This window comes from Cylindrospermum stagnale PCC 7417 (genome assembly GCF_000317535.1).
Classification (GTDB): Bacteria; Cyanobacteriota; Cyanobacteriia; order Cyanobacteriales; family Nostocaceae; genus Cylindrospermum; species Cylindrospermum stagnale.
In genome coordinates, this window is sequence record NC_019757.1 from 2,886,197 (window position 1) to 2,908,765 (window position 22,569).

At 42.6% G+C, this 22,569-nt stretch carries 19 protein-coding genes and 1 pseudogene; 16 read left to right on the plus strand and 4 right to left on the minus strand.

The window, feature by feature from the left end; translation table 11 throughout:
* Positions 1-2: 2 nt before the first annotated feature.
* Together CYLST_RS11665 and CYLST_RS11670 are read left to right on the plus strand one after the other, a co-directional pair.
* Positions 3-2,126: a WD40 repeat domain-containing protein gene (locus CYLST_RS11665; RefSeq protein ID WP_015207928.1), complete on the plus strand. Its 2,124-nt coding sequence runs from the start codon at positions 3-5 to the stop codon at positions 2,124-2,126.
* Positions 2,123-2,581 (plus strand): ATP-binding protein, encoded by a 459-nt coding sequence (locus tag CYLST_RS11670; RefSeq protein WP_015207929.1) that lies wholly within the window; start codon positions 2,123-2,125, stop codon positions 2,579-2,581. Before CYLST_RS11665 ends, CYLST_RS11670 begins: the two co-directional genes overlap by 4 nt.
* 106 nt (positions 2,582-2,687) lie before the next feature.
* Here the strand turns inward: CYLST_RS11670 and CYLST_RS11675 are convergent, their stop codons facing one another.
* Positions 2,688-3,812: a site-2 protease family protein gene (locus tag CYLST_RS11675; protein ID WP_015207930.1), complete on the minus strand. Its 1,125-nt coding sequence runs from the start codon at positions 3,810-3,812 to the stop codon at positions 2,688-2,690.
* Between the two features lie 493 nt (positions 3,813-4,305).
* On the opposite strand from CYLST_RS11675, the gene CYLST_RS11680 reads away from it, so the two are divergent.
* Positions 4,306-4,578 carry a multicopper oxidase domain-containing protein gene (locus tag CYLST_RS11680; protein ID WP_041233071.1) on the plus strand — a complete coding sequence of 91 codons (273 nt, stop codon included), beginning with the start codon at positions 4,306-4,308 and terminating at the stop codon, positions 4,576-4,578.
* 99 nt (positions 4,579-4,677) lie between these two features.
* Here the strand turns inward: CYLST_RS11680 and CYLST_RS11685 are convergent, their stop codons facing one another.
* Positions 4,678-5,031 (minus strand): ArsR/SmtB family transcription factor, encoded by a 354-nt coding sequence (locus tag CYLST_RS11685; protein ID WP_015207931.1) that lies wholly within the window; start codon positions 5,029-5,031, stop codon positions 4,678-4,680.
* A gap of 80 nt (positions 5,032-5,111) precedes the next feature.
* Here CYLST_RS11685 and trxA point away from each other — a divergent pair, with 80 nt between their 5' ends.
* The 7 genes from trxA to CYLST_RS11715 all read left to right on the plus strand — a co-directional run bounded on the left by trxA (position 5,112) and on the right by CYLST_RS11715 (position 9,829).
* On the plus strand, positions 5,112-5,435 hold the full coding sequence (gene trxA, locus CYLST_RS11690; protein ID WP_015207932.1) for a thioredoxin: 324 nt from the start codon (positions 5,112-5,114) through the stop codon (positions 5,433-5,435).
* A gap of 63 nt (positions 5,436-5,498) precedes the next feature.
* Positions 5,499-5,987, plus strand: coding sequence for an SDR family NAD(P)-dependent oxidoreductase (locus tag CYLST_RS11695; protein WP_245587493.1), 489 nt, complete (start codon positions 5,499-5,501; stop codon positions 5,985-5,987).
* A complete protein-coding gene (locus tag CYLST_RS35890; RefSeq protein ID WP_245587494.1) occupies positions 5,912-6,112 on the plus strand; it encodes an SDR family oxidoreductase in 201 nt (66 codons plus the stop codon). The genes CYLST_RS11695 and CYLST_RS35890 overlap by 76 nt, the downstream gene beginning before the upstream one ends.
* A gap of 13 nt (positions 6,113-6,125) precedes the next feature.
* Complete coding sequence (locus CYLST_RS11700; protein ID WP_015207933.1) at positions 6,126-7,247, plus strand: alkene reductase; 1,122 nt, start codon at positions 6,126-6,128, stop codon at positions 7,245-7,247.
* A gap of 74 nt (positions 7,248-7,321) precedes the next feature.
* Positions 7,322-7,987 carry a nitroreductase family protein gene (locus CYLST_RS11705; protein WP_015207934.1) on the plus strand — a complete coding sequence of 222 codons (666 nt, stop codon included), beginning with the start codon at positions 7,322-7,324 and terminating at the stop codon, positions 7,985-7,987.
* Between the two features lie 147 nt (positions 7,988-8,134).
* A complete protein-coding gene (locus CYLST_RS11710) occupies positions 8,135-8,833 on the plus strand; it encodes a glutathione S-transferase N-terminal domain-containing protein (RefSeq protein ID WP_015207935.1) in 699 nt (232 codons plus the stop codon).
* A gap of 150 nt (positions 8,834-8,983) precedes the next feature.
* Positions 8,984-9,829, plus strand: a complete 846-nt coding sequence (locus tag CYLST_RS11715; protein WP_015207936.1) for an alpha/beta fold hydrolase — start codon at positions 8,984-8,986, stop codon at positions 9,827-9,829.
* 148 nt (positions 9,830-9,977) lie between these two features.
* Here the strand turns inward: CYLST_RS11715 and CYLST_RS11720 are convergent, their stop codons facing one another.
* The gene (locus CYLST_RS11720; protein WP_015207937.1) at positions 9,978-11,963 is read right to left on the minus strand and encodes a sensor histidine kinase; all 1,986 of its coding nucleotides are present in this window, start codon (positions 11,961-11,963) and stop codon (positions 9,978-9,980) included.
* An 80-nt stretch (positions 11,964-12,043) separates the two neighbouring features.
* Positions 12,044-14,875, minus strand: a complete 2,832-nt coding sequence (locus CYLST_RS11725) for an ATP-binding protein (RefSeq protein WP_015207938.1) — start codon at positions 14,873-14,875, stop codon at positions 12,044-12,046.
* 93 nt (positions 14,876-14,968) lie between these two features.
* On the opposite strand from CYLST_RS11725, the gene tmk reads away from it, so the two are divergent.
* From tmk to CYLST_RS11755, 6 genes and pseudogenes are all read left to right on the plus strand, one after another.
* Positions 14,969-15,607 (plus strand): dTMP kinase, encoded by a 639-nt coding sequence (gene tmk, locus CYLST_RS11730; RefSeq protein ID WP_015207939.1) that lies wholly within the window; start codon positions 14,969-14,971, stop codon positions 15,605-15,607.
* A 32-nt stretch (positions 15,608-15,639) separates the two neighbouring features.
* On the plus strand, positions 15,640-16,596 hold the full coding sequence (locus tag CYLST_RS11735; protein WP_015207940.1) for a DNA polymerase III subunit delta': 957 nt from the start codon (positions 15,640-15,642) through the stop codon (positions 16,594-16,596).
* Positions 16,597-17,197: 601 nt separating this feature from the next.
* Positions 17,198-18,221: pseudogene (locus tag CYLST_RS11740) on the plus strand (IS4 family transposase).
* A 482-nt stretch (positions 18,222-18,703) separates the two neighbouring features.
* The gene (locus CYLST_RS11745; protein ID WP_015207941.1) at positions 18,704-19,522 is read left to right on the plus strand and encodes a ParB/RepB/Spo0J family partition protein; all 819 of its coding nucleotides are present in this window, start codon (positions 18,704-18,706) and stop codon (positions 19,520-19,522) included.
* A 12-nt stretch (positions 19,523-19,534) separates the two neighbouring features.
* Complete coding sequence (locus CYLST_RS11750; RefSeq protein ID WP_015207942.1) at positions 19,535-20,248, plus strand: hypothetical protein; 714 nt, start codon at positions 19,535-19,537, stop codon at positions 20,246-20,248.
* On the plus strand, positions 20,241-22,535 hold the full coding sequence (locus CYLST_RS11755; RefSeq protein WP_015207943.1) for a hypothetical protein: 2,295 nt from the start codon (positions 20,241-20,243) through the stop codon (positions 22,533-22,535). The genes CYLST_RS11750 and CYLST_RS11755 overlap by 8 nt, the downstream gene beginning before the upstream one ends.
* Positions 22,536-22,569: the final 34 nt, after the last annotated feature.

The following is a 22,569-nucleotide window of genomic DNA, read 5'->3' on the forward strand; positions in this document are numbered from 1 at the left end:
AAATGAGAAATATTAACGAGAAATCACTAACAGAAAGTCCTGCATTTCAACGCGCTCGACTGAAGAGTTTACCCTATAGCTTGGTGCAGTCGGGGCAATTGCCAAGGTATTATCAAACGCTGACAGATTTTGACTTTTTGGCTAACAAAATTAATCATCCTGAGTTTGGGGTGCAGTCGCTGATTGAAGATTATGATTTGATAGAGCAGCCAGAAATATTAAATCACCCAGAATATCAGCCGGAGAAGGTGAAAGCGCTAAAGTTGATTCAAGGAGCGTTGGGACTGTCAGCGCAGATTTTGAGAGAGGACCAAACCCAATTAGTAGCGCAATTATTAGGACGAATGCTGTGTTTTGAATTGCCAGAAATTCAAGCAATGTTGGAGCAAGCAAAACAGCGGCAAATTTCACCTTGGTTGCGTCCCTTAACATCAAGCTTAACCCCCCCTGGTGGCAGATTATTACGCACCCTCAGCGGTCATCGTCACTCGGTAAATGCAGTCGCTATCACCCCCGATGGCCAGCAGGTGATTTCTGGTTCTTGTGACGAGACAATCAAAGTCTGGAGTTTAGCCACAGGGTCAGAATTGCAGACTTTTACTGGTCATCGTCACTCGGTAAATGCAGTCACTATCACCCCCGATGGCCAGCAGGTGATTTCTGGTTCTTATGACGACACAATCAAAGTCTGGAGTTTAGCCACAGGGGAAGAATTGCGGACTTTTACTGGTCATAGTCACTCGGTAAATGCGATCGCTATCACCCCCGATGGACAGCAGGTGATTTCTGGTTCTTGTGACGAGACAATCAAAGTCTGGAGTTTAGCCACAGGGTCGGAATTGCGGACTTTTACTGGTAATAGTGACTCGGTAACAGCGATCGCTATCACCCCCGATGGCCAGCAGGTGATTTCTGGTTCTTATTACGGAACAATCAAAGTCTGGTGTTTAGCCACAGGGTCAGAATTGCGGACTTTTACTGGTCATAGTTCCTATGTAAATGCAGTCGCTATTGTAAATGCAGTCGCTATCACCCCCGATGGCCAGCAGGTGATTTCTGGTTCATCGGACAACACAATCAAAGTCTGGAGTTTAGCCACAGGGTCAGAATTGCGGACTTTTACTGGTCATCGTTACGGGGTAACAGCAGTCGCTATCACCCCCGATGGCCAGCAGGTGATTTCTGGTTCATCGGACAACACAATCAAAGTCTGGAGTTTAGCCACAGGGTCAGAATTGCGGACTTTTACTGGTAATAGTGACTCGGTAACAGCGATCGCTATCACCCCCGATGGCCAGCAGATGATTTCTGGTTCAGAGGACGAGACAATCAAAGTCTGGAGTTTAGCCACAGGGTCAGAATTGCGGACTTTTACTGGTCATAGTGACTCGGTATATGCAGTCGCTATCACCCCCGATGGCCAGCAGGTGATTTCTGGTTCTTATGACAAGACAATCAAAGTCTGGAGTTTAGCCACAGGGTCAGAATTGCTGACTTTTACTGGTCATCGTTCCTGGGTAAATGCGATCGCTATCACCCCCGATGGCCAGCAGGTGATTTCTGGTTCAGAGGACAAGACAATCAAAGTCTGGAGTTTAGCCACAGGGTCAGAATTGCTGACTTTTACTGGTCATCGTTCCTGGGTAAATGCGATCGCTATCACCCCCGATGGCCAGCAGGTGATTTCTGGTTCAGAGGACAAGACAATCAAAGTCTGGAGTTTAGCAATAGGGTTAGAATTGCGGACTTTTACTGGTCATAGCTTCGGGGTAACAGCAGTCGCTATCACCCCCGATGGCCAGCAGGTGATTTCTGGTTCAGGGGACAACACAATCAAAGTCTGGTGTTTAGCAACGGGGGAAGAATTGCGGACTTTTACTGGTGATAGTTACGGGGTAAAAGCAGTCGCTATCACCCCCGATGGCCAGCAGGTGATTTCTGGTTCATGGGACACCACAATCAAAGTCTGGTGTTTAGCAACGGGGGAAGTAATTACCACTTTTATCGGGGAAAGTTCCTTACTTTGCTGCGCTGTTGCACCGGATGGGGTGACAATTGTAGCGGGGGATGAATCAGGAAGATTGCATTCTTTGCGGTGGGAAGGTGGGGAAGGTTCAGAATTATGAATAATTCGCCGTCTATCGCTAACAATAACGGCAGATATCCGCTAGAGTTTCAGCAAGTCTTGCAAGCACACAACCTCAATTTTGTTGGTCGTGGGTTCGTGTTTACTGCGATTTCTAACTTTCTTCAGCGCTATGACCGGGGTTACTTTACGATTGTGGGTACTCCCGGCAGCGGTAAAAGTGCTATCCTCGCTAATTATGCGATCGCCTCCGGTGGGCGGTACGCGATCGCTAATCCCCAAGTTGTCTATTACAATGCTCAAGTTGCTGGCAAAAATCGCGCTGATGTTTTTCTGGCTTCTCTCTGCACCCAATTTACTCAACCGTTGGCGGAAATATCTCTGCAATCTCTTCTCCAGCAAGTCAGCAATCAGCTACAACCGCAGCAAAGGTTGATTATTGCTATTGATGCGGTGGATGCAATTGACCGAAGTTTCCAATCTCCTAGCGGTTAGAAACCGCGTCTACACAGGCAAAACCCACCGACCTGGGTTTAAAACAGTAGTAGAGACGTTGCATGCAACGTCTCTACATTGATTTACAGAATTTTTTATTGGGTGACTATGCGGGGTTAAGCTGGGATCTGCGCTTAATTAGCTGGACAATTTCTGTTTTTTCTAAGATTCCCACTAGCACGCCGTTGTCACGAATTACGGGGAGTGAAGATAGCTGTTGTTGTTCGAGTAGCTGCACTACTTCTAATAAAGGGCGATCGCATTGCACTGTGGTAGATAATGTATTTGGTCGCATGATGTCTCTGACTTGAGTCTCTGTCCACTGGGCTGTTGGGACATTTTGCAACTCGTTAACGGCGATCGCACCGATTAATTGTCCCTCATCGTCTGTAACCAAGAACCGACGCCAGTTATTGTCACTCACCACCTGCTGATCGGCAAACTCTCTCAAGGTTAAACTAGCAGAGATAATTGGGCTATTAGCTGTGACAACATCCCCAGCAGTCAAACCGATCAGTTGTTCTTGCACTCTGCCAAATTGAGCAGAACTACCAGCATTTTGCAGCAAGAAGAAACCAATTAACCCGTACCAAGCGTTTGCAAAGCTGCCATATACGATTAGGGGAAGTAAACCATAAATCACCGCCACCCAACCAAATAGTTGTCCAATGCGGCTGGCGAAAAGCACACCTTTATAAGGTTTACCTGTGATTTTCCAAACTAAAGCTTTCAGTATATTTCCGCCATCTAACGGCAAGCCAGGAATCAGGTTAAATAAGGCTAGTGCTAGGTTTACAGATGCCAGCAGGTTGAGAATTGCTCCTAATGGACTTGATATGGTGGTAGCAAAACCGATGGCTGTGGTTGTGGCAAATAGCAGTAAACTAACTAAAGGCCCGGCGATCGCTACCCAAAAAGCATCAGCTGGTGTTTCTGACTCTTTTTCTAAACTCGCCAACCCGCCAAATATAAATAGTGTGATTGATTTAACTTCAATTCCCTGGCGCAGGGCGACAAAGCTGTGTCCTAATTCGTGGGCGACGACAGAGGCAAATAACAACAGCGCTGTCAGCAATCCTAGTACCAAAGCTAACCCCCCATCTAATTGGGGAAATTGCGCTGCCAATCCACCGCTATAGCTCCAAGTTACCAGACCTAGAACTAAAAACCACGATGGATGGATATAGAAGGGAATTCCCCAGAGATTACCAACGCGAATTGTGCCATTCATGTCGTTTGCCTTTAATTTCAATTTTGAGATCTTGGCTTTCACCGCTCTCGATGTCTCTAGTGTAACGATATGTAAACAAAAATGAGAATTTCTAACGGTAGTGGTGTCCGGCTATAAAGGTGCGGTTATCGGGAATTATTGCTATCCCCTAATAAAGGTGCAAATCTATCTCATAGAAAACTGAGAAATCCGGCGCTTCACTCCAAGGTACTTTCTCACAGACTGAAACTCTTTTGTCAAAAACCTGGATTTAAAAAACTTTGATTATTTTTAGTTAGAAAAATAGTTGACTACTTGGGATGATTTTTATTTTTCCAGAGAAATAAAGTTGTGTTAACAGTCTGTCTTCGCTACTACAGTTAATCCCCATTCAGTCCTAAACTTACTACTACAGGTTGTCAAACTTGCTTTGTATCTATCCCCAGATAGATATTTTCAGCCTGCAACCTGATAAATCCCTGCTCAACATCACTAATCAGTAACGAGTGCCATAATGGGAAAACGCCTCTTCAGTATTCTCTGTGTATTTGCTGCGACGGTAATATTGGTAATTACACCAGTTTCTGCCTCTTATGCGGCTTCGTTACAAATTGCACAGCGTGGCAATGATGAGTTGATTTGGCGGGATACATTGCTGGTGAGACAGGGTGAACCTGTAAATATCCGCAGCCGTTATACGCTATTCACTGGCGAATTTGTGCTCCACTGTCACATCCTAGACCATGAGGATCTAGGAATGATGAAATTCGTCAAAATAGAGGAATAGGGCAGAAAAGCCTGATTTTTGAGCAGTTTCTCATTGCCAAATTCAGAGATTTGGATGACTGATATAGACCAAGAATGCGATCGCTTTTTGAGCGATCGCTCACCACATCTGGGAAACACTTTTTTTCACCGTTGAAGATTCAACCAGCAATGGTTGAGCCGATCGCAACACTGCACCCAGCAACCCCGGAAACAGCGCCTCTAAATCTTCACATCGCAACTGATTGATGTGCTGTGTGCCTTCTTTGTGAGTCAAGACTACCCCCGACTCCCGCAAAATCTTAAAGTGGTTAGACATGGTAGATTTAGCAATGGCAAAATTAAACTCAGCACAACATTGCTCTCCCTTAGTCGCCAGCAACCGCACAATCTCTAGCCGCACTGGGTCTCCCAAGGCATACAGCACTCCCGGTAAACAAATGTCTTTTCGATCTGGATGATATAAAAATCTCATAGTTGCATTATCTCTTAAGATGACTTATATTTTACTTATTCGATAATATCGAATAAATGAATTAACTCAAGAGGGCAACTATGTCATCCATTACAAATGTCACAGAAGCCACATTCAAGCAAGAAGTTCTGGAAAGTGAAACTCCGGTCTTGGTTGACTTTTGGGCACCTTGGTGCGGCCCTTGTCGGATGTTGGCTGTAGTCGTCGATGAGGTTGCGAACGAGTACCTTGGACAGGTGAAAGTAGTGAAGCTGAATACAGATCAAAATCCTACCGTCGCCAGTCACTATGGAATTCGTAGCATTCCCACGCTGATGGTGTTTAAAGGGGGTCGGCAAGTGGATACTGTTGTGGGGGCAGTGCCCAAAGCTAGCTTAACCAAAACTTTAACACAGTATATTTAAGCAGTTGTAGAGTTATAACTGTTCGGTTTTAGACAGTGGAATCTCTGCCAGGGAAGAAGCGCAATGGACTTGAAATTAGATGGTAAATCTGCGCTAGTGAGTGGTTCAACCGCAGGCATTGGTTTTGCGGTTGCCCAAGCACTAGCCCAAGAGGGTGTATCAACAATTATCAACGGTCGGACTGAAGCAAGAGTAGCCGAAGCGATCGCCTCCGGCGCGGCAAAGCCGAACGCCAAAATTCAGCAAACTACTCCCACAGCGAAAGTTTCCGGTGTCGTTGCTGATCTCGCAACAATTGAAGGAGTAGAGCAACTTTTTCAACAAGTACCTCACATCGATATCCTAATTAACAATTTGGGTATTTACGAACCCAAAGCGTTTCTTGATATTACCGATGAGGACTGGTTAAATATATTTGAAGTTAACGTACTCAGTGGCATTCGCTTGAGTCGGCAATATCTGCCCAAGATGCCAAAATGGGTCAAGACCGAGGCATTAGTCCAGCAGAAGTTGAGGCTGAGTTTTTCCAGACCCTGCGACCAACTTCCTTAATCAAACGCTTTGCAACTAACGAAGAAGTAGCAGCAATGGTTGTTTACCTTTCCAGTGCTCTAGCTTCAGCAACTAATGGCGCAGCTGTGCGAGTTGATGGTGGCGTTGTAAGATCAATTATTTAGAGATATAACCAAAATGAATACCGAGATTAACTTATTCTCTCCCTACCAGTTAGGTGACTTAGAACTGCCTAATCGGATAGTCATGGCACCCTTAACCCGACAAAGAGCAGCAGCGGGAAACGTTCCGCACCAACTCAACGCCACTTACTACGCCCAACGCGCTACCGCTGGACTGATTATTTCAGAAGCGACTCAGATTTCTCCTCAAGGACTGGGCTATCCAGATACACCAGGAATTTATTCATCAGCACAGGTAGCAGGTTGGCGGTTGGTGACAGATGCCGTGCATCAACAAGGAGGGAGAATTTTTCTGCAACTATGGCACGTAGGCAGAATTTCCCACCCAGACTTACAACCAGATGGGGCATTACCTGTGGCACCTTCAGCCATTGCACCTAAAGGTCAGGCGTTAACATATCAGGGTTATAAACCCTTTGTCACGCCCCGTGCCTTGGAAACCTCAGAAATTCCAGGAATTGTGGAACAGTACCGTCAAGGTGCTGCCAATGCCCTAGCGGCTGGGTTTGATGGGGTAGAAATTCATGCAGCCAATGGTTATCTAATTGACCAATTTCTCCGAGATGGCACAAATCAACGCACCGATAAATATGGGGGCGCGATTGAAAATCGGACAAGATTGTTGTTAGAGGTGACAGAGGCGGTAACTGGTGTGTGGGATTCTCAACGGGTGGGGGTACGTCTTGCACCCAGTGGGACATTTAACGATATGCATGATTCTCATCCCCTAGAAACCTTTGGTTATGCGGCTCAAGCGCTGAACCAGTTTGATTTAGCATATCTGCATATTGTTGAGGGGCTAGAAGGAGACATCAGACATGGTGCAACACTTGTGCCTACCAGTCATTTGCGGCAAAAGTTTACAGGTGGTCTGATAGTCTGTGGTGGTTATACCCGTGAAAGAGGTGATGCCGTATTAGCAAACAAAGCAGCAGATTTAGTTGCCTTTGGCATCCCATATATAGCCAATCCTGATTTACCTCAACGGTTCGCTCTAAATGCACCGCTGAATCAGCCAAATCAAACAACCTTTTATGGTGGTAATGGTAGGGGTGAAGAAGGATATACAGATTATCCCTTTTGGTCGGTTACTAGCGAGCCAGTAGTTAGTCAGTAGTTTTTTATCTACTTTTTAGCTCGATAATAAAAGGCGCTACAGCGGCACCATATTTTAAACAAGAGGAGATTTTCATGAGTGCAATCACCCAAATTCAACCCCTAGATGTACCCAGCGCTATAGTTCAGCGTCGTTCAATCAAAACTTTCAAATCAGACCCCATAGCCCCAGAACTACTTAAGCAACTGGTAGAGTTGACTGTGGCTGCACCCAGTAGCTTTAATACCCAAGCTTGGCGGATCATTCTCGTTCAAGATGAGGCGCAAAAGGCAGCTTTATCAGCAGCATCTTGGAATCAAAAGCAAATTGTTCAAGCACCTGTTACCTTTGTCTTTGCCGCTGATAGCTCCGCAGGTGAACAAGATTTGACACCAATTTTAGAGCAAGGACTCCAAACCGGGGCATGGAATGAGGGCACAGTCGGCTACTTTAAAAACGCTGTTCCCCAGTTTCAAGCTGGGTTGGGAGATAAGCGGCGCGAATATGCGATTAAAGATGCGATTATTGCCGCTACCCATTTGGTTTTAGCAGCAGAAAGTTTGGGGTTATCCACCTGCTTTATGAATGGCTGGATTGAGGAGCAGGTGAAGGCTGTGATTGGGGCAGAGGATAATTCAGATTTAGCGATCGCTGTTTTAGTCCCTGTTGGTTATGCCGCAGAACCACGCTTGAATCCCGGCCGCTTGCCATTTGCCTACAACGTTTCTGTGGACACCATCGGCAACCCTTACCAGGGTTAGTTTTCAGTGAAGCGCCTACACCGTACCCTAATAGTGTAGGCTTCTGGCACTTTGCGGCTATCAGAATTTCCTTGGTGTTGTGCGACCTTGGGTAGAGCGTTTTTAGGCTAAACAATCTTAGAGCAAATTTCTTAGGAGAACTAACTCATGATTGAACTTTACTATTGGGCAACCCCCAACGGTCATAAAATCACGATTTTCTTAGAAGAAGCGGGACTGCCTTACAAGATAATTCCGGTAAATATCGGTGCTGGCGACCAATTTAAGCCCGAATTTCTGAAAATTTCTCCCAATAATCGCATCCCGGCAATCGTGGACAACGAACCAGCAACCGGAGGTGCGCCAATTTCTGTATTTGAGTCTGGGGCAATCTTGCTATATTTAGCCGAAAAAACCGGGAAATTCATCCCCCAAGACTTGCCTGGACGAGTTGAAGTCCTCCAGTGGTTATTTTGGCAAATAGGAGGGTTGGGGCCAATGGCGGGGCAAAACCACCACTTTAACCAATACGCTCCCGAAAAAATTGAGTATGCCATTAACCGCTATGTGAAGGAGACAGGACGTTTATATGCAGTGCTGAATAAACGACTGGCAGATAGAGAGTTTGTAGCTGGCGATTATTCCATTGCAGATATGGCAATTTATCCTTGGATTGCGCCTTATGAGCGCCAAAACCAAAAGCTAGAAGATTTTCCGGCGTTGCAGCACTGGTTTGAGGCAATTAAAGTCCGTCCGGCAACAATTCGCGCCTACGATCAGGCAGAAGCCTTGAAAAATCAGGCTCTTGATCTCGAAAAGTCGCGAGATGTGTTATTTAACCAATCGGCGAACACTATCCAGCGTTGAGCCTTCTCGGTATTACACAATTGCAGAATTGTGGATAATGAAGCTCATCTTCGTTCGGGGATACTTTCGTCATTGTCCGCCTTATATCCCCTCCCTACTTCGTTGAGGAAGGGGTATTACGGCGCTTTTGATAAAAACCATCGAGTAATCATGCCGAAGCTTCAGGTTAACGATATTGACTTGTTCTACGACATTAAGGGAATAGGCGAACCTTTACTATTAATAGCGGGGTTCTCTTGCGATCATTTTTATTGGTCGCAGTTTATCCCATCCCTCACCAAGCAATATCAGGTGATTCGCTTAGACAATCGAGGCATAGGGCGCAGTTCTGCTCCTGATAGCCCCTATACTATCCAGCAAATGGCAAAGGATGCCGCAGCATTACTTGAGCATATCGGAATTAACAAGGTACATGTCATAGGTCATTCAATGGGCGGTCAAATTGCCCAAGAGTTAGTATTTGCACATCCCGAAAAAATTCAAAGTCTCATTTTAATTTCTACTTTGGCAAAGGGTGATGCATTATTTAATAGTGTCGTCGAGACTTGGGGCAACCTCCTTGATAAAGTAGACTTGAAGCTATTTGAACAACTGATATTACCCTGGATTTTTACCCCAGAGTTCTACTCGATTCCGGGGATGATAGAACAGCTGATCGAATGGGCGATTAATTACCCCGCACCACCGACGGCTCATGGACTCTATCATCAGAGCCGAGCTATTATTAACAGTGACACAAGCGATCGCCTGTCAGATATTCATTGTCCTACCCTCGTTTTAGTCGGTAGACAGGATATTCTCACCCCAGTGAAGTTTTCTCAACAACTGGCTCAAAACATTCCCAATGCTGAACTTGTGGTGCTTGACAGTGGCGGGCATGGTTTTTTGATTGAGTCGCCGGCGGCTGTGGCTAAAATTATGCTCAACTTTCTAGACAAGTTGACGCCAGCTAACAGTGATCGTTTGTCTTCTCCTGCTCTAACTATAAACATCTAGCGCTCAATCACCATCTACGGGGACTTTAAGAGTTTCTTGCCCCCCTTTCAAAGGGGGATTGAGGGGATCTAAACATTTTTGATACATCACCAAGGTCTTTTAAAACATCCTCTAAAATTTAAATTCATAAGTGGCAACTTATATCAAGTTAGGCAGTTTGCTGCTTTTGTTGTTTGAGAGGAATTACCAGGACAAATTCTGCACCCTTACCAGGAGAGGAAATACACTGCAATTTACCCTGATGTTTTTCAGTAATAATTTGGTAACTTATAGATAAGCCCAATCCTGTACCTTTACCCACTGGTTTAGTTGTAAAGAAGGGTTCAAATAATCGCTGTTGCACAGTTTCAGGAATACTAGGGCCATTATTAGCAATGCCAATAATTACTTGCTGGTTGGCAGTCAATTTAGTATAAATGAAAATTGTTGGTAATTGGTCATGGGAATTATCTTGCCCATCACCCACAAACCATGATTCATTAGCATTTTCTAAAGCATCAATAGCATTTACCAGAATATTCATAAATACCTGATTTAGTTCTCCGGCGTAACATTCCACCAGCGGCAGATCATTATATTCTTTTGTAACTGTAATTGTTGGATGTTTAGTTGTATCCTTGAGGCGACTTTCTAGAATCATCAGCGTACTATCGATGCCTTCGTGAATATTTACCGCTTTCATATCTGCTTCATCTAAGCGGGAAAAGTTTCGCAGAGATAAGACAATATCTTTAATTCTGTCAGCACCCACTTTCATCGAATCCAGCAAATTCGGCAAGTCTTGCATCAAGAAATTCAATTCAATTGCTTCTACTTCATTTTGAATTTCTGGTGCTGGGTGAGGATAGTACTGTTGGTAAAGTTGCAGTAACCTGAATAAATCTTGTGTATATTCATAGGCAGGGGTAATATTGCTGTAAATGAAGCTGACTGGGTTATTGATTTCATGGGCTACCCCCGCGACCAACTGTCCCAAACTGGACATTTTTTCTCTCTGAATTAACTGACTTTGAGTTTTTTGTAATTCCTGCAAGGTTTGCACTAGTTCATGCGATTGCTGTTGCAGTGTCTTCTGTTGTTGACTCAGTAGTGTAACTTGTATTTTTGCTTGTTCAGATAATTGTATTTGCCGCCAAGCTACAATTGCTGCAATCAGAAGCAGTCCACCTAATATAGAAGCGAGTAAGTTGAGCGCTCCCAGTTGAGATTCGATATTTTCCCGCGGTATGACTAGAGCTACTGACCAATCCGTTTGTTTGAGGGGGATATGGGCAACATACTTGTTCGTACCGTCAATAGAAATGAGTTCAATTCCTGGCTCTTTACTCACCATCCGACGAGCGCTCGCTGCTAGGCCAGGATCAGTTGACTCTAGAAAACTGGGAGCAGGTTTTTCTATCGTCGACATCAACGCTGGATTGGGATGAATAATAGCCTGCCCTTTGGAGTTGAGTGCAAAGGCATAACTGTTATTGCCATAGCGCAATCTACTGACTACCTTAGAGACGAGATCTACCTTTAAGCTACCAAATAATACTCCAATAGGGGCGTTGACACTGCCATCAGCTTGACTAATCGGCGCGGCGATCGCGATCGCCGGAATTCCAGTAGTACGACCAATAAAGGGAGCGGAAATGTTGACTTGTCCTGCCAATGCTTTTTGGATGTAATCCCGATCTTTATTATTTTTCTTAGTGTTAATTGATTCAGTCGTGTAAAAAGAACCGTCAGGGTAGGTTAACCCAAAAATAAAAAATCCATTAATACGTTTAAGTTCTGACTGCAAATATGGTTCTATCTCTTGCCAATTAAGAGAACTTACTATATTTGTATTGGCTAGAGTTTGGATTGTACTAGAGCGAGTTGCCAACCATTGATCAAGTTCATCAGTTCCTTGACGAACTTGAAGCAGTGCTTTTTCCTGAAGTTGTTGCAGAATTAAACTCCTGACTACTTGGTAACTAGTAATGCCAATGATACCTATGGCTAAGGTAGTGCTAATCAAAATCAATGATGTGGTCAAATTAGGCTTGGATGCAAAGTGGCTTGTCGCTAGATATCTCATTTGCCGCTGAGTTTGACTTTGCCAAGTCTTGAATAAGTTTCGGGATTTTTTAGGTTTATCTATTATCATCTTTATCTCCCATTATTAAATTTTTTTTGAGCAAGAATGGACAAGGTTATTATTTGTGACTTCAGCTAAACTGTTATAAATTATTGATGCAGAGGAATTATAATCACAAATTCTGTACCCTGGTCAGGAGCAGAATTACATTTTAATTCTCCCCCATGTTTTTCAGTTATAATTTTATAGCTAATAGATAAGCCCAGCCCCGTACCTTTACCCACTGGTTTAGTAGTGAAAAAGGGATCAAATAAGCGCTGTTGCACAGTTGTTGTCATGCCAGAACCGTTATCAGCAATGCGAATAATTACTTGGTTGTCGGCAGTTAGTTCTGTAGAAATAATAATTTGCGGTTTGTTAGTGCTCAGTTGTTTACTGACAAAGGATTCTTCCAAAGCATCAATGGCATTTACCAGAATATTCATTAACACCTGATTGAGTTGTCCGGCGTAACATTCGACTAATGGTAAGTTGCTATACTCTTTAATTACCTGAATTTCTGGATTATTTGGATTAGATTTGAGACGATTAGCCAAAATCATCAGCGTACTATCAATACCCTCATGGATATCCACGGCTTTGATTTCTGACTCATCCAAGCGAGAGAAGTTTCGCAGAGATAAAACAATTTCTTTAATTCTCTGGGCACCTACTGTCATCGAATTGAGGGATTTGGGCAAGTCTGCGAGCAGGAAATTTAAGTCGATGGCTTCTGCCTGGGTTTGAATTTCTGGGACTGGCTGGGGATAATGCTGCTGGTAAAGTTGCAATAGTCTGATTAAATCTTGGATGTATTCACTAGTAGGTGCAAGGTTGCCATAGATAAAATTGACTGGGTTATTGATTTCATGGGCCACACCTGCCACCAATTGCCCCAAGCTAGACATCTTTTCGCTTTGCACCAGTTGGTTAGCTAGTTGCTGGGCTTCTTGCCGCAATTGCGCTTCTTCTCGTCTCAATATTTCCTCTGCCTGTTTGCGTTGGCTAATGTCGTGGATGATGACGACGTATTCCTGAAAATCTTGGTCTTTGCGGTCGGAGATGGAAACTTCGAGAGTTCTGGTTTGATTGTTGTGGAGTAGGGTGTGTTCGCTGCGCTTTGCCCATTGTTCTGGATAGTTGGTTAATTCGGGGAGCCATTGTTGCAGATGTTGTCCCAATAACTGCAATGGGTTGACATTAAAGAAAGATGCGGTTGCGGGGTTGGCTTGGCGGATAATGCCTTGGTTGTCTACGACTAAAATACTATCTTGGGCTACGTTAAACAGGTGTTCGGCTGCAACTCTGGCTTCTGTCAAGGCGACTATTTGGGGTAAACTTGTCCAACAGGCGATCGCAACTCCCACAAAAGCCACTATCATCAGCAGCACCACAACTAAATTCTCACCCCCCGCATTTGCCGCTTTATTCAGCTTGACACCAAATAACCAGCCCACCCCAACTGCACTGCACAGCAAAAAAATCAGGATGCTCACTTGCAGCATCACTGAGTCTTTAATAATGACTGAAGGTCGGGATTGATATCGTCGCATCCACCAACTTAGATGGAACGGAGGAAAAGCCACACGGCGGATTACCTGATCAATTCCCATGACGCCAATGGGAAATAGCAGCCCAATGATCAAGTTTCCCCAACCCCAAGCAGTTCCACCTACCAGCAGCACCACAATTTCTAACAGCAGAATAGCCAAAGATATCCAGGGAAGCAAAACGAATGAGTGTTTACGTTGTAGCCAAAGCCCCAGATGCAATAACATCAAGGAGACGAACCAACCAATGTTGCCAACAGCCACAATTCGAGCGACATCTCCCCAAAACAGATAAATCAAGCAAAACAATAATGTCAAGCTCAAAGCAGGTACAAACACACCCCGGCGCGTCACCACAGAAAACACTGGAGAAATGTGCTGGTCTAAAGCTAGCTGATACAATATTCGCGGGCAATTAGAAACGACGGTTGCCGAACCTAGTAGACAAGAAGCTACCAGCAAAAAGGTAACACTAACAGCAGCTGATTTTCCCCAGAAGGGGGTGGCAGCCGCCAAAAAATTGAGGAAAGCACTGTCTTTGAGGTCGGGAGCAGTTGCTAACCGCATCACAACCCAAGATCCCCCTAGAAAGATGGGTGGCATCATCCAAGCAGCAATATCTAGAAAGCGCAGTGTCTGGCTGGGGTGGCGGCTATCAGCGACAAAGGAAGAAGCTGTTTCACAACCGTAGGTTGTATAGGTAACGAAAAAGAACCATTTTGCCCAGTCCACAAAGTTCAGAGATGACCAACTGCTAGGAAAAAATCCAGGACTGTCTGGAGAAAAGGCTAACCAGCCTAAACCCTGCATACAAAAGGTGATTAGCAATCCTAAGGCGGGAATCACAAAAAACACATGCAAGATACTCAAGGCGCGAGTACCACTAAAAGCGACGACAAATGGCAACAGCGTTAAGCCAATATCTAGAAATATTACCGGACAGGCAATGCCCAACGCCGCCAAATTCACTTTAATTAAATCTCTGAGTACGATTGTATTAACTGCCAAGTAAGAAATCCAAGCGAGGATATATGCAATTGCGGCATAGCAAGCTAATTTTGGGTAGCGTCTCAGCAGCTTAGTGGCATAGTTGGGTGTCCCGCCAGCTACATCCATGAAATGCATACCCAAGCGTTTTACTTGATAGTTGAGCAGCATGCCCACAATTACGGCGGGTATCCAGACGAAAATAGCTTGTGAACCCAAAGCAGCATGAATTGTTGGTACCAAAGCTGTCCAGGAAATATGAGATGTCAGACCGAAGCCCCAAGTTTCAACGGTACTCAGGCTTTTGGTTAAACGAGGGGATGAAAATTGGCTCAGAGGAGTATGGTCGCGATGGGACATTATTGGTAGCACTGGGCAGTTAACCTCATTTCCTAGAGTTCCCATACCTGCAAATTTCTGAACAGAGACTTTTATCCAATTGTGATGGTTAGCTGATAGCTTTATAAAGCGTCAGCGAAAAAGCTAAATTAAAAAAGCATGAGTGGCAAATTGATTGTATTTGAAGGGGTGGAAGGCTGCGGCAAAACTACCCAGATGCAGCTTTGTGCTGAATGGCTGCAAAGCCTGGGTGTTTCTGTGGTTCTGACTCGTGAACCGGGGGGTACAGAGTTAGGTTTGCATCTTCGCCGCTTGTTACTGTCCAAGTCAGAGAACACACTAATTGCGGAGGTGACGGAACTGTTGTTGTATGCTGCTGACCGATCGCAACACGTTGAACAAGAACTCAAGCCTAATCTAGCCGGGGGGAAATTTATTTTGTGCGATCGCTATACTGACTCTACCATTGCCTACCAGGGTTATGGCAGGGGTTTGAGTATGACTATTATTAACCAGCTTAATTATATTGCTACTGGTGGTTTGGAAAGTGATTTAACTATCTGGCTAGATGTGGATGTCGAGGTGGGACTAGCCCGCAAACTTGGTGGTGAAGTTGGACTAGACCGGATTGAGCAAGAAGCGATCGCATTTCATCGCCGCGTTCAGCAAGGATATGCAGAGTTAGCCGCATCCGGGAGCGGGCAGATTGTGCGGGTAGATGGCAGCTTGGATAAAGAAACTGTTCAACAGACAATTCAGGGAATTTTGGGCGATCGCCTTCTATCTTCTGTGAGATAGGTTAACATCATGAGTCAACCTATAATTGACTCATGAGTGTTGACACATTTGCTCCCCTTATTGGACAAAAACAAGCCGTAGAATTACTGACTCAGGCTGTGAGGCAAAACCGAGTGGCCCCGGCTTATATGTTTGTTGGCCCTGATGGTGTGGGGCGGAGTTTAGCAGCACGATGCTTTATAGAATTACTCTTTTTTGACCCGCAGCGCGACTTCAACACGCTACACAATCGCGTGCGTCAAGGAAACCACCCATCTTTATTATGGGTAGAACCAACATATCAATATCAAGGACAACGACTAACAGCCGCAGAAGCAGCCGAGAAAGGGGTGAAGCGCAAAGCACCGCCGGTGATTCGTCTAGAGCAAATTCGGGGAATTACCGAGTTTTTGGGACGTCCGCCTTTGGAAGCGCCGCGCAATGTGGTGGTGTTGGAACAAGCAGAAACGATGGCGGAAGGCGCAGCGAATGCTTTATTGAAGACTTTGGAAGAACCGGGACAGGCGACTTTGATTTTGATTGCACCAACGCCTGAGGCTGTTTTACCAACGTTGGTTTCTCGCTGTCAACGCATTCCTTTTTATCGCTTAGATGTGGCTGCTGTGGCGCAAGTGCTGACACAGACGGGGAATCAGGAAATTTTGCAGCATCCAGCGGTGTTAAATTTAGCGGCTGGTAGTCCGGGGAGTGCGATCGCATCTTACCAACAATTACAAACCATTTCCCCTGAGTTGCTCCAACAAGTTACCAAAGCACCGACAACCTACCGCAGCGCCTTAGAATTAGCCAAAAAAATTGATAAAGATTTAGACACAGAAGCACAACTCTGGTTAGTTGATTATCTCCAGCAATCCTACTGGCAGCAAACCCATCAATCCAGCATAATTAACGAACTAGAAAAAGCTCGTAAATACTTACTTACTTACGCCCAACCGCGACTCGTTTGGGAATGTACATTAATGGCGTTATGTAAAATATCCCGTGGTTAGTGATTTATATATTGGCGTGAATGCGTCAGATATCGAAAATCTTAGGACTTACTTCCTTTGGAAATTCATCCTGTAGGGTGCGTTCCCTAACGCACGGATTAAGATTTTCAATTTACCTGTAGGGTGTGTTCCCTAACGCACGGATTAAAATTTTCAATTTACCTGTAGGGTGCGTTCCCTAACGCACGGATTAAGATTTTCAATTTACCTGTAGGGTGCGTTCCCTAACGCACGGATTAAAATTTTCAATTTACCTACATATTTAGCATTGTTTGTCAATGCGTAAGTCCTGAAATTGTGGCAATATCTAATTTCTAGTAGTACAAAAAGACTACTAACATCTTTTTTCTCGAATTTGCATAAAGAGTTGGTTTAGCTGTGATAAGTACACAGAGAACTCTAGCAATAGCAAATTGTGGCCTCTCTTTCAGCAGTTAAATGTTTTTCTCTGGAAAAAGATTAAACTGCTTAATAGGCGAAGGTCAATTTTGTGCTATTTATAGTTTTTAATACAGAAGTGTTGAATGTTAAGAAAATTCCGATAAGAATAGCCCAAAATATGTTAGATTTTGGGCAAAGGATTAAAATATTTCGATTAACGATGATTATAAATTCATTTCCCAAGATTGTCAAAAATATCCTGGGAGGGCTACCAAAAAATGATTATCCTGTTTTGAACAGCCGTCTTTTTGTCGAGTGTTGGTTAGCTTATGCCCTGGATAATAGCTTAACGAGTATGAGGGATTTATTTAAACGATTAAACAATACAGGATTTGATGTAGATATTTCCACGTTTTCCAAAGCTAACACTCATCGAAGTCAAGAAGTATTCCAGAAGATTTATCATCAATTAAATCAATTAGTCCAGAATAAAGTCCAGAAAAAGTTACACAATAAATATGCAATATGTCCAATTGATTCAACAATTATTACATTGACAAGTAAGCTGTTATGGATTCTGGATTATCATCAAGTTAAACTGTTTAGTTCCCTAAATCTTGCTACAGGAAGTCCAGAAGATAATTTCATCAACTTTGGTCATAATCATGATTATAAATTTGGCTCAAAGATGATGTCTAATTTGCCAGCAGATGCTGTTGGAGTAATGGATAGGGGCTTTGCAGGTTTAAATTTTATTCAAGAACTAGTTCAAGAAAATAAATACTTTGTGTTACGGATTAAAAATAATTGGAAGTTAGAATTTGAATCAGAAAATGGACTGGTAAAAATTAGGCTCATCAACAGATGCACAAGCTTATAGAGTGATTAATTTTTGTGATTTAGAAACGAGAACTGAATTTCGCTTAGTCACTAATTTACCAACTAATGGAGATGCAGCAGTTAGAGATGATGATATTAGAGATATTTATCGCTTAAGGTGGGGAGTTGAATTGTTATGGAAATTTTTAAAGATGCACCTAAAACTTGATAAATTAATTACCAAAAATGTTAATGGTATTACCATACAAATCTATGCAAGTCTCATTGCTTATCTGATTTTACAACTTGTATCTGTTCCTAAACAATGGGGTGAAAAAATATTAGATAAATTCCGCTATTTACAAGCCTGTATGTGTCAACAAATTAGTTATGTACATTGGATGGAAGATATTATGAAATGTTGACAATTAACCCTTGATAGGACAATTACATCTTAGTATGTAAAGTTTTATTGCTGCATTCAACGTTTCTGTTTTTAATATTATTACAAAACAGTTATTTCTTTATCTAAAATTTAGAACCTTGCGTTATTTGCTGAAAGGTATTTACTGAGCAATAAGAAATCTCTGCGTAAAGTTTCATAAATTATTTGTCGTGATTGTTCATAATTACAACTATTGTTTTGTGTGATATATAATTTATTAAATTAAGCCTTGAGGCAGATGACAATCTAAATATTGGTAGTCAAACAGCCGGAAATTGGGCAATCGATCTGAGAAATGCGGCTGTTGACCGGTCTAACACAAAAGCAATATCTCAGTAGCTATTTTGTTACACGCCTATATCAAGGCTAGATGAATTGTAAAAATAGCCAACATCAAAATTAAAAAAATGTACTTTTTTAATTCAATTATTTCAATACAAAACGCTTGATCATGAGGTACAGATGACAATTACTGAGAATAGCGAAGTTAAAGAAATTCCACTTGACGCAATTGACATCGGACTGTCTCAAGTTCGTACTAGCGATGTTAACGAAGGTATTCAGGAATTAGCAGCCAGCATTGAAAAAATAGGACTTCTTGAGCCAATTGTTGTCTTTCGGAAAGCGGACGGTCGATATGAAGTAGTCACAGGTCAGAGGCGTTTTCTAGCCCATCAGCATTTAGAATATGAAACTATACGTGCCACAATACTTTCTAAACCAGTAGAACCAGGTTTTGCAAAAGCGATTTCGCTAACTGAGAATATGGTTCGGCAAAATTTGTCAACTCAAGACTATATTGACGCTTGCACAGAATTATACAGAGAATATGGGTCGATTAAAAAGATTTCAGAAGTATTAGGACTACCGCGTGCTAAGGTCAGCCAGTATGTAAAGTATGAGCAACTTATTGAACCACTAAAACAAAAAGTTGAAAGCGGTTTAAAGCTTGATGTTGCTCTTCGAGCGCAAAAAGCAGCTACAGATTCAAGTAGTCAAAATGTCAACGAAGAAGCTGCTATTGCTTATGCTGAAGAAATGCAAAAAATGAGTGGTGTTCAACAACGACAACTCGAAAAAGTTGCGATTCAAGAGCCAAGCATTCCTCCAGAAGAAGCTATCAAAAAGAGTAGACGGCAGCAGCAAATAAATCTCAGAATAGTCGTTGGCGACAACCTATATGATGCTATAAATCAATTTACACAAGATGAGAAGATTGACCAAAATAATGCGGTTATTACTCTCCTTGAAGCAGCACTTTCTGAACGGGGTTATCTCTAAGTTAAAATATTTATGTTAGATTCACTTTCGTCTGATGAACGGCGAGATATAATTCTCTCTATTGGAACGCATAAGAAAAATCGCAGATTGTCTCCGATACAAGTTGCTCAATTATTAAATCGCTTGTATCAAGTTCAAGGAATTTCCCTCAATCAAATCGCCCAGGAACTGGAGTTAAAAGACTCCTCTATTGTGCGTAGGTTTCTTTCACTATTATTGCTGCCGCCTGAACTACAATCTCTCGTCAATTGGGGAACATCACCAGGTCATCTGTCTTTTTCCGTAGCGTCTGAAATTTCTAGAGCTAAAGAGCCTGAAAAAATTAAGCTCTTAGCTAAAGATGCGCTTGAAAATCAGAGGAGTAAAGAAGAAGTTCGTGCAATTCTTCAATGCAACTTACGGGGAGGAGGAAGCTTAACTCACTGTATAGAAACAATTGACTCAACTCGACCCAAGGTTATTCACCATTATGTTTTCTTGGGGCAACTTCCAACTTTAACTAATGGGAGCCAATGGGAAGAACAGTATAGTTTTGAGCTTCGAGCTATTTTATCTAAGCTAGTACGTGAGGAAAACGTTCTTTCTGCTGCTATCAAAGATGGACGTTTTAGCTTCACCTTAACGGAGTCAGCCATGAATAATCCTACAGTTGCTCCCCATCTTACACCAGAGAAACTCGAAGCTTTTGTCGCCAATTTACTGATGAAAAGGAGCAACAATGAATAATCTTCGAGGTGCGGCTACGGTTCGCAAGGATGGATGCATTCTTATTGGTAAGACTGTGACTTGTGATGGATTTGCTCTAGAGCGTTCTATTCGCATACAGACTAATATCAATCGTCTTAAGGATTTCAGTACCAGTAAAGGAAAGCAAGGAAAGATTGTTTTAAGTCAAGAAACTCATGATAAGTTGTTAGAACAATCTCCAGATATAAAATCTAGACGTGAGCAATTTGTAGTTCTTCCAGCAGATGGAAGCTGTCATACAGTCGAGAATATTCAAATATGTCTGTTTCCATCGGGTTATATGCCCGGTTCAGTGATGCCAGTGATTCGCACTGAAAATAGCATTAACGTAATGTATTCATCGGATTTCTCTTGTACTCCGAATTTATCACAGCTTTCATTCCCTGAAATAGATGTTTTGGTTGTAGATGTAAAATCAGGAAATTTTGACTCTAATAGTGCTGATGTGAGCGGAGTAGTATCACTAATACAAAAAGTACAGCCAGCTTTAGTTATCACTTACAGTTCGCAAGATGGAAATGCTAGGTTACTAGCTGAATACATAGAAAATAACTTAGGAATCGAAGCAAGTTTCGAGGAACAGCCTGTAGGACTGGCTTGGGGAGGGACAGACGGAACAAGAACAACTAGTCAATCTGCAACTAGAACTACTCCGGTTAGCTCAACTTCCTTAAAACGGCTCATCGTTGTTGTTCCCTCTGAAAATCAAAATGCTCATAGTTGGAAGCCATTAGTTGAAGAACTTAAGGAGGAAACTGCCCTAACTGAGAGTGAATGGCTACTTTGGGATAAGCATAAACTTCATGATTGGAGTTTTGAGAGAGGCATCAACTTATCTACACAGCTAAAAGCTCAGATAGATGCGAAATGGCAAAAGGACGGAGCTTTTGAAGAAGTTATCCTTGTCGGACATAGCTTAGGTGGTATTCTTGTTCGGCAGGCTTATCTACTAGCCTCTGGTGATTATCATGACCTAGGCTATAATCAAAGTCCCTGGTATAAGTACGTTAGCCGCTTTGTTCTTTTCGCTTCACCCAATCGCGGTTTAGATCCTACTCAATCTCGAATTTGGCAAATAGCAAGAGCCGTCGAGAAAGCCACATCTTTTTCCTTACGGAGCTTGATGCCATTACAAGACTTTGTTAAGGGTTCTGCATTTATCACTAATTTAAGGATTGACTGGATTCGACATTTCTCAAAATTTTATTATCCACTAACTGTCGTTCAACTACTGGGGGCAAAAGATGGAAATATAACTCGTGATGACAGCGTTGATTTAGATCAGTTTCCTGATGCCTTTCATGTAGATGTTCCTGATGCTGAAAACACTAATATTCACTGCATAGATCAGGCAGAAGACAGGGTAGAAAGGTATAAGCTCATTAGGGAAGCAATTTTCAAAGAAAGACTATTAGATAGAAATACGAATTTAGAGCCATCCATTGCTAAAAATAATGTGGTATTTATTCTTCATGGGATTCGAGCTAGCAATAGTGGCTGGGTTGAACAAGTAAAAGAGAAAATAGGTCTAGAAGATCCAGACACAGTAGTTATCACTCCTTCCTACGATTACTTCTCAGCGTTTAACTTTGTTCTTCCTGGTCTTCGCCAAATTAATGTTGACTGGTTTCAAGATGAATATAGCTACTATTTCGCTAAATATCCTGACACTAATTTCCATTTTATTGGACATAGTAATGGTACTTATATTCTAGGGGAAACTTTAAAGAAATTATCTGGAATGAAGTTCCAGCGAGTGTACTTGGCTGGTAGTGTTTTACCACGAGACTATCCTTGGAAAGAGAAATTTGATAAAGATCAGGTAGAAATGCTATGCAACGCCCGTAGCTCTTCTGATTGGCCTGTGGGAATTCTATGTAATGGTTTACGAGGAGTAGGAATGCGAGATATTGGAACTGGAGGATTTGATGGGTTTTTGATGGGAGATAATCGGCTGAAAGAATTGTGCTATTTTAATGGAGATCATGGAAAACCTGTTGAGGAGAGTAATCACAACAGTATTATTCAATATATTTTGACTGGCATAATTTCTAAACCAGAGGGATTAAAATCTGAAGCAGAAATATCTAAATTTCAATTTTTCTCAAGGTTTTCGCCTTTTGCTAGTCGTTTGATTATTATAGGGTTTATAATAGTCGATTTGATATTAATAATTTATAATTTTTCAGTGATAAAGTTAGCGATAATTTTAATGACCCATGTATTAATTTTCTGGGTTATCCGAATTTTATTAAGTGTGATATAAGTTTAATTTCGCAAATTTTCAGTCATTTCCTCAA